Here is a 6640-nt window from a genome sequence, read left to right on the forward strand (position 1 = left end):
GATGCGGGTGATGGTGTTTGCGATGGCGACGCAGGACAGCCAGAAGGGGGAGCCGCCGACCGCCGAGGCCTTCGCGGCGATGGACCGGTTCACCGATGAACTGGCCGACGCCGGCGTGCTGGTGGCCGGGGCCGGCCTGAAGCCCCAGGGCAAGAGCATCCTGTTCGAGGGCGCCACGCGCACCGTCACCGACGGACCCTTCGCCGAGAGCGAGGAAGTGGTGGCGGGCTTCTCCATCTGGGAGGTCAAGGACATGGAGGAGGCCGTGGCCTGGGCGCGGCGCAGCCCCAATCCCATGCCGGGCCCGAGCCGGATGGAAATCCGGCCGTTCTATGAGGCCGACGACCTCGCCGCGTTCCTGACGCCCGAGGAACTGGCGGCGCCCCGAGAGGGAGAACGCGGCAAACTCGGGGTCGCCTGAGTCAGGCTCGTGCGGCGGCGTTCGGATAGTCGACGCCGCCCGGCTCCAGGGGCGCCTGGCACTCCGAGCAGACCAGGGTGGGCTTGAAGCTGTGGCCGCAGGCCCTGTGGCGGCGTTCCAGGGGCCGAGAGGTGGGGGTCGGCAGCCAGGCCTCGCCCCACTGGGCCATCATCATCAGCACATGACCCAGGGCGCGCGCCTTGTCGGTGGGCAGGTAGTCGAAGCGTTCGGGATGGGCCTGGTAGGCCTTCCGCTCCAGGACGCCAGCCTCCACCAGGTTGGCCAGCCGCCGCGAGACCATTTCCCGGCTGCAGCCGAGCCGCGCCTGGAAGCCGTCGAACCGGGTCACCCCGCGCAGGGCGTCGCGCAGGATCAGCGCGCTCCAGCGGTCGCCGATCACCGAAAGGGTCCTGGCGATCGGGCAGTCATCGCCGGCCAGTTCGTCCCACCGCATGGGGGTTCCTCCGTTTCCGAGGCGCGGACCAAGAGGGGCGTTGACCCCGCCGGAAACGCCTCCCATTGTCAGTCTAAAAAATAGACTCGTAAATGGGGAGCGGAATTATGACGCGCCAGAGACCGACCAACCTGCGATGGCTGTCGACGGCGTCGCTGCTGGCGCTGGCCTGCGCCACGCCGGCCCTGGCCCAGGCGCCCGCCTCCACCCCCGCCCCGCGCGGCGAGACCGCCCCGGACGCCGGGGCGAGCTTTCCGGCGGAGTTCTTCGCCCAGTACAATCCGGTGACGGCGGCCGACATGGTGGCGCGCGTGCCGGGGTTCGAACTGCGGGACGGCGACGACCGGCGGGGCTTCGCCGCCACCGCCGGCAACCTGCTGGTCAATGGCGAGCGGCCCAGCTCCAAGGCCGCGCCGTCGGATCTTCTCAAGCGCATCCCGGCCGCCAGCGTGCTGCGGATCGAACTGCTGTCGGGCAGCAACTCGACCATCGACATCCGCGGCCAGTCCCAGGTGGTCAATGTGGTGGTGAACCGCGCGACCCGGGCCGACTCCGCCACCACCTTCGTCGCCGGCCTGCGGCATATCCAGTATTCCAACCGAATCGGCTGGGCCCTGCAGGCGTCCCGCACCCTGTCCCTGACCCCCACCGCCGAGCTGGCCCTGGACATCCAGGCGCCCAACACCCTGGGCCGCGGCGTGGTCCGTGAGCGCCTGGCCAGCGGCGCGGGGGTGTTCACCGGGACGCGCTATCAGGTGAGCAAGGCCAATAACCGCACCCTCCAGGGCTCGGCCAGCCTGCGCTGGCGGCCAGCGCCGGCCGACGCGGTGAACTTCAACCTGCAATATGTTCCGGTCTGGAACGGATCGGAATCGGTCCAGCTGGAGACCGTGGCCAGCGGCGTCCTGCGCAGTTCGCTGGACGGGGACATCGCCTACAAGAACAACTATTCGGCCGAGTTCGGCGGGGATTGGGAGCGCCGGTTCGGCACCGACCTGACGGTCAAGCTGATCGGCCTGGTGTCCCATACCAGCGTCGATCAGCTCGACAGCTTCGACATCTTCACCGCGCCGGCCGCCCGGACGCTGCGGACCCAGGACCGCACGACCCGCAGCGGCGAGCGGATCGGCCGGATGCAGGTGAAGTGGGACGCCAGCCCCGCCCACACCCTGGAATTCGGCGGCGAGGGGGCGTTCAATTTCCGCGACACCACCCTGGACATCATCAACCAGCCGCAGGGCGGCCCGGCGGTGCGCGTGCCGCTCGCGGTGGCCAACGCCCGGGTCGAGGAACTGCGCGGCGAGGTCTACGCCAACGACATCTGGACGGTCAGCCCCCGGCTGTCGGTGGAGACCGGGGTGAATTTCGAGGTGTCGCGGATCACCCAGACCGGCGACCAGACCAAGGAGCGGAGCTTCAACTATGTGAAGCCGCATCTGACAGCGACCTACGCCTTCGATCCCCGCACCACGGTGCGGCTGGTCCTGCAGCGCGACGTGGCCCAGCTCGACTTCGCCGAGTTCAGCAGCGCGGTGGACTTCCTGAACACCTCCACCATCCAGGGCAATCCGGACCTGGTTCCGGAACGGGCGTGGAAGTCGCGGCTGGAGCTGGAGCGCCGTTTCGACCAGAAGGCGGCGATCACGCTGGCGGCCTTCGCCGACCGCGTCGAGGATGTTCACGACCTGGTGGTGGTCGGGGGATTGGACGCCTACGGCAATATCGGCAAGGGGACCCGGGCCGGGGTCGAGGCCCGGGCGACGATCCCCCTGCGCGGGGTCGGCCTGCCCAACGCCGAACTGCGGCTGAGCGGCCTCTATCAGCAGACCCGGGTGACCGACCCGATCACGGGCGAGGCGCGGTCGTTCTCCATCCCTCTGGAACGCCAGGGCACCGCGGCCGGGTCGGCGACGCTCAACACCGCCAACAAGGACTGGGCCTATCTGGTGAACTTCCGCCAGAACCTGCCCGACATCTCCGCGGCCTGGGGGGCGACGCTCCTCCAGTGGGCCGGCCGCCAGGAGTATCGTCGAGCCGAGATCCTCGAATATGCCCGACCCAAGCCGAGGCTCGACCTGTTCTTCGAGACCACGGCGATCAAACCGGTGACCCTGCGGCTGTACGTCAACAACATCCTGGTCTCGTCGGAGGAGCGCACGCGGACCTTCTTCCAAACCGATCGCAGCTCAGGGGTGGTCCAGCGCGTGGAAGACCGGATTTCGCTAGGCGGAGCTGATGGCTCCCGGTTGGTGGGCTTCGTGATTTCGGGCCGGTTCTGATCGCCAATATTGGCTTTCGCCGCGGAAAGCTGGCAGTCCTCTAACCCTTGAAACCGCGCCAACCTCTGAGAGCTCTTCCATGAAGTTTGACGACGTCATCCTCGGTCGCCGCAGCATCCGCGGCTACAAGCCCGATCCCGTGCCCAAGGCGCTGATCGAGGAGATCATCGCCCTGGCCATGCGGGCGCCGTCGTCGATGAACACCCAGCCGTGGAACTTCTACGTCATCACCGGGGAGCCCCTGGACAGGATCCGCGCCGGCAATACCGAGCGGATGGTGGCCGGTGTGCCGCAGTCGCGGGAGTTCCGGCAGGGCCAGGCCTTCGCGGGGCAGCATCGCGACCGGCAGGTCGGGGTCGCCAAGCAACTGTTCGCCGCCATGGGCATCGCCCGCGACGACAAGGAGATGCGCCAGGACTGGGTGCTGCGCGGCTTCCGCCAGTTCGACGCGCCCGTCTGCATCATCGTCACCTATGACAAGGTGCTGGACGGCAGCGACGACACCCCCTTCGACTGCGGCGCGGTGACCACCGCCCTGGTCAACGCCGCCTGGTCGCGGGGCCTGGGGGCGGTGATCAACAGCCAGGGCATCATGCAGTCGCCGGTGGTGCGCGAGCACGCCGGGATCGCCGAGGATCAGGTGATCATGAAGTCCGTGGCGCTGGGCTGGCCCGATGAGGACTTCCCCGCCAATGCGGTGGTGTCCGAGCGCAAGGCCGTCGAAGAAGCCACAGTGTTTGTGGGGTTCGACTAGGGGCGGCTCAGCGCCCAGGCCGGCGGGCCGTCCTGGGCGAGCCGGCCCTCCAGCTGCTCGTGGAACCGGCTAAGTGAGGGCAGGACGAACTGAACCGTGAGGCCCGGAGACCCGGCCACGAAGTCCAGGCCAATATCCTCCTGGCGGGCAAGCCCGCGCATGAGGCGGACGCCGAAGCTCTTGGCGGAGGTGGACAGCGAGGCGGGCAGTCCGCCCACGCCCCGGTCGATCACCTCGACGAGAAGCGCTCCGGAGGGTCCGGCCGTGGACCGGACGGTGATCTCGCCCGGCTGATCCACAGGGTAGGCGTACTTCAAGGCGTTCATCACCGCCTCGGTGACCATCTGGCCGACGGCCACATTCACGCTGTTGGTGACGAGGTGGGGGCCGGCGATTTCGTCCACGACGCTGTGGATCGTGTCGCCGCTGCTCCCGAAGGTCGCGCAGACCTCATGCAGCATCGCCGAAACGTCGATCGGTTCGGACGAAGTCGGCCGCTCGGTCAGCCGCCTGTTCAGGTTGGACAGGGCGCGGGCGCGGGCCTCGACGGCGGCGAAGGCCAGTTGAAGGTCGCGGATTTCGCCGGGGTGCCGGCGGAATTCCTCGAGCGACAGATGGATATAGCTGGTCAGCAGCGCGAACTGATTGGCGGTGCGGTGATTGACCTCGGCCAGCAGGGGGCAGTGGGCGGCGCACAGCGGAAACTGTGGGCTCGCTTGGCCGGGCGCGGACAGGTTCTGCAAGGACATGGGTCATTCCGGAGAGGGGGATGCTCGCGGACGCTGTACTGAGTGGAGGGGGCCGCCGCGGACGTGGGGGCGAGCCATCTCCTATTTCTAACCAAGGCCAAGCTATCCGGGCATTGATCTCGATCAAAACCGCAAGGTGTGTCGGCCCCAGTTTGGGGATCGGCCGTGGGGACAGGTGCGCGGGCCGTCCGGAGCGGGTAGAGAACGCCCATGCTGCGGATTTCGGAACTCAAGCTGCCTCTCGATCACGCGCCCGAGGCCTTGCCGGCGGCGATCGCCGCGCGGCTCGGGGTGGCCGAGGGCGAGATCCTGCGCTGGTCGGTGTGGAAGCGGGCCCACGACGCGCGCAAGAAGGCGGCGATCCTCAAGGTCTATATCGTCGACGTCGAGTTGAGGGACGAGGCCGCCGTGGCGGCGCGGCTGGCGGGCGACCCGCACCTGCGGCCGACCCCGGATACATCCTACAGGCCGGTGGCGAAGGCGCCGCAGGGCGCGGCGCGCCCGGTGGTGATCGGGGCCGGACCCTGCGGCCTGTTCGCCGGGCTCATCCTGGCGGAGATGGGCTTCTGTCCGATCATCCTGGATCGCGGCAAGGCCGTCCGTGAGCGGACGAAAGACACCTGGGGCCTGTGGCGCCGCGGCGAGCTCGATCCCGAATCCAACGTCCAGTTCGGCGAGGGCGGCGCCGGGACCTTCTCCGACGGCAAGCTCTACAGCCAGGTCAAGGACCCGCGCTTCCTGGGCCGCAAGGTGCTGACCGAGTTCGTGGCGGCGGGCGCCCCGACCGAGATCCTGACCGAGGCGCACCCGCACATCGGCACCTTCCGACTGGTGACCATGGTGGAGACCATGCGCGCCAAGATCGAGGCCCTGGGCGGGGAGTACCGGTTCGGCCATCACGTCACCGATGTGGAGATCGAGCCGGGGCCTGGCGGCGCGCGGCGCCTACGGGGGCTGCATCTGAAGGGCGGCGAGTTCGTGGCGGCCGAGCATGTGGTGCTGGCCGTGGGCCATTCGTCCCGCGACACCTTCACCATGCTGCACGACCGCGGCGTCCACATCGAGGCCAAGCCGTTCTCCATCGGCTTCCGCATCGAGCATCCGCAGTCCTGGATCGACCGGGCCCTGTTCGGGCCCTGCGCCGGGCATCCGGACCTGGGCGCTGCGGCCTATTCCCTGTCGCATCACTGCAAGAACGGCCGGACGGTCTACAGTTTCTGCATGTGCCCGGGCGGGACGGTGGTGGCGGCGACCTCCGAGCTTGGCCGCGTGGTCACCAACGGCATGAGCCAGTATTCGCGCAACGAGCGGAACGCCAATTCCGGCTTTGTGGTGGGGATCTCGCCGGAGGACTACGGGAGCGACCATCCCCTGGCCGGCATCGCCCTGCAGGGGGCGCTGGAGAGCGCGGCCTTCACGGCCGGCGGCGGCGGCTATCACGCCCCGGGGCAGACGGTGGGGGACTTCCTGGCGGGGCGGGCCTCGAGCGCCCTGGGGAGCGTGGTTCCCTCCTACAAGCCTGGCGTGCGGCCCACGGATCTGGCGACCCTGATGCCGGACTATGTGGTGGAGGCGATGCGCGAGGCCCTGCCGGTCTTCGGCCGCAAGATCCCGCGCTATGACGATCCGGAGGCGGTGCTGACCGGGGTGGAGACCCGCACCTCCTCGCCGATCCGCATCACCCGGGGCGCGGACTTCCAGAGCCTGAACCTGGCGGGACTGTTCCCGGCCGGCGAGGGGGCGGGCTACGCCGGCGGCATCCTCTCGGCGGCCATCGACGGCATCAAGGTGGCCGAGGCGGTGGCCCGGGCGATGGTCGGGGAGGCTGTGGCCTAGCCACGCCCGCTCATCCCGGCCAAGGCCGGGTTGTGGATTCTCGTTCGAAGTGCAACACCCTGGAGAAGGCCTCGGCTGGGGTGTGGAAGTCCAGGCACTGTCTTGGGGTGTGGTTGTAGGCCTGCGCGACGGCGATGATGCGGGCTG

At 69.0% G+C, this 6640-nt stretch carries 6 protein-coding genes; 4 read left to right on the forward strand and 2 right to left on the reverse strand.

Annotation, left to right across the window (positions count from 1 at the left end; all coding sequences use genetic code 11):
• Position 1: 1 nt before the first annotated feature.
• The gene (locus Q8N10_RS07290) at positions 2-421 is read left to right on the forward strand and encodes a YciI family protein (RefSeq protein ID WP_304776955.1); all 420 of its coding nucleotides are present in this window, start codon (positions 2-4) and stop codon (positions 419-421) included.
• Position 422: 1 nt separating this feature from the next.
• Here the strand turns inward: Q8N10_RS07290 and Q8N10_RS07295 are convergent, their stop codons facing one another.
• Positions 423-875 (reverse strand): helix-turn-helix domain-containing protein, encoded by a 453-nt coding sequence (locus tag Q8N10_RS07295; RefSeq protein ID WP_304776956.1) that lies wholly within the window; start codon positions 873-875, stop codon positions 423-425.
• Between the two features lie 107 nt (positions 876-982).
• Between Q8N10_RS07295 and Q8N10_RS07300 the strand changes: the two genes are divergently transcribed.
• Together Q8N10_RS07300 and Q8N10_RS07305 are read left to right on the forward strand one after the other, a co-directional pair.
• The gene (locus Q8N10_RS07300) at positions 983-3154 is read left to right on the forward strand and encodes a TonB-dependent siderophore receptor (protein WP_304776957.1); all 2172 of its coding nucleotides are present in this window, start codon (positions 983-985) and stop codon (positions 3152-3154) included.
• A 79-nt stretch (positions 3155-3233) separates the two neighbouring features.
• Positions 3234-3908, forward strand: a complete 675-nt coding sequence (locus Q8N10_RS07305) for a nitroreductase (RefSeq protein WP_304776958.1) — start codon at positions 3234-3236, stop codon at positions 3906-3908.
• Here Q8N10_RS07305 and Q8N10_RS07310 read toward each other — a convergent pair.
• Positions 3905-4657 carry a sensor histidine kinase gene (locus Q8N10_RS07310; protein ID WP_304776959.1) on the reverse strand — a complete coding sequence of 251 codons (753 nt, stop codon included), beginning with the start codon at positions 4655-4657 and terminating at the stop codon, positions 3905-3907. The two genes, Q8N10_RS07305 and Q8N10_RS07310, sit on opposite strands and share 4 nt — an antisense overlap.
• 210 nt (positions 4658-4867) lie before the next feature.
• On the opposite strand from Q8N10_RS07310, the gene Q8N10_RS07315 reads away from it, so the two are divergent.
• Positions 4868-6493 carry an NAD(P)/FAD-dependent oxidoreductase gene (locus tag Q8N10_RS07315; protein WP_304776960.1) on the forward strand — a complete coding sequence of 542 codons (1626 nt, stop codon included), beginning with the start codon at positions 4868-4870 and terminating at the stop codon, positions 6491-6493.
• The last annotated feature ends 147 nt before the right edge of the window (positions 6494-6640 follow it).

It is taken from the genome of Phenylobacterium sp., assembly GCF_030693625.1.
In the GTDB taxonomy this organism is placed as follows: domain Bacteria; phylum Pseudomonadota; class Alphaproteobacteria; order Caulobacterales; family Caulobacteraceae; genus Phenylobacterium; species Phenylobacterium ferrooxidans.

What these genes read in the sequence shown, in the direction of transcription:
- Q8N10_RS07290 (WP_304776955.1), top strand. Translation starts at nt 2, where the DNA reads ATGCGGGTGATGGTGTTTGCGATGGCGACGCAGGACAGCCAGAAGGGG.
- Q8N10_RS07310 (WP_304776959.1), bottom strand. Translation starts at nt 4,657, where the DNA reads ATGTCCTTGCAGAACCTGTCCGCGCCCGGCCAAGCGAGCCCACAGTTT.
- Q8N10_RS07295 (WP_304776956.1), bottom strand. Translation starts at nt 875, where the DNA reads ATGCGGTGGGACGAACTGGCCGGCGATGACTGCCCGATCGCCAGGACC.
- Q8N10_RS07315 (WP_304776960.1), top strand. Translation starts at nt 4,868, where the DNA reads ATGCTGCGGATTTCGGAACTCAAGCTGCCTCTCGATCACGCGCCCGAG.
- Q8N10_RS07300 (WP_304776957.1), top strand. Translation starts at nt 983, where the DNA reads ATGACGCGCCAGAGACCGACCAACCTGCGATGGCTGTCGACGGCGTCG.
- Q8N10_RS07305 (WP_304776958.1), top strand. Translation starts at nt 3,234, where the DNA reads ATGAAGTTTGACGACGTCATCCTCGGTCGCCGCAGCATCCGCGGCTAC.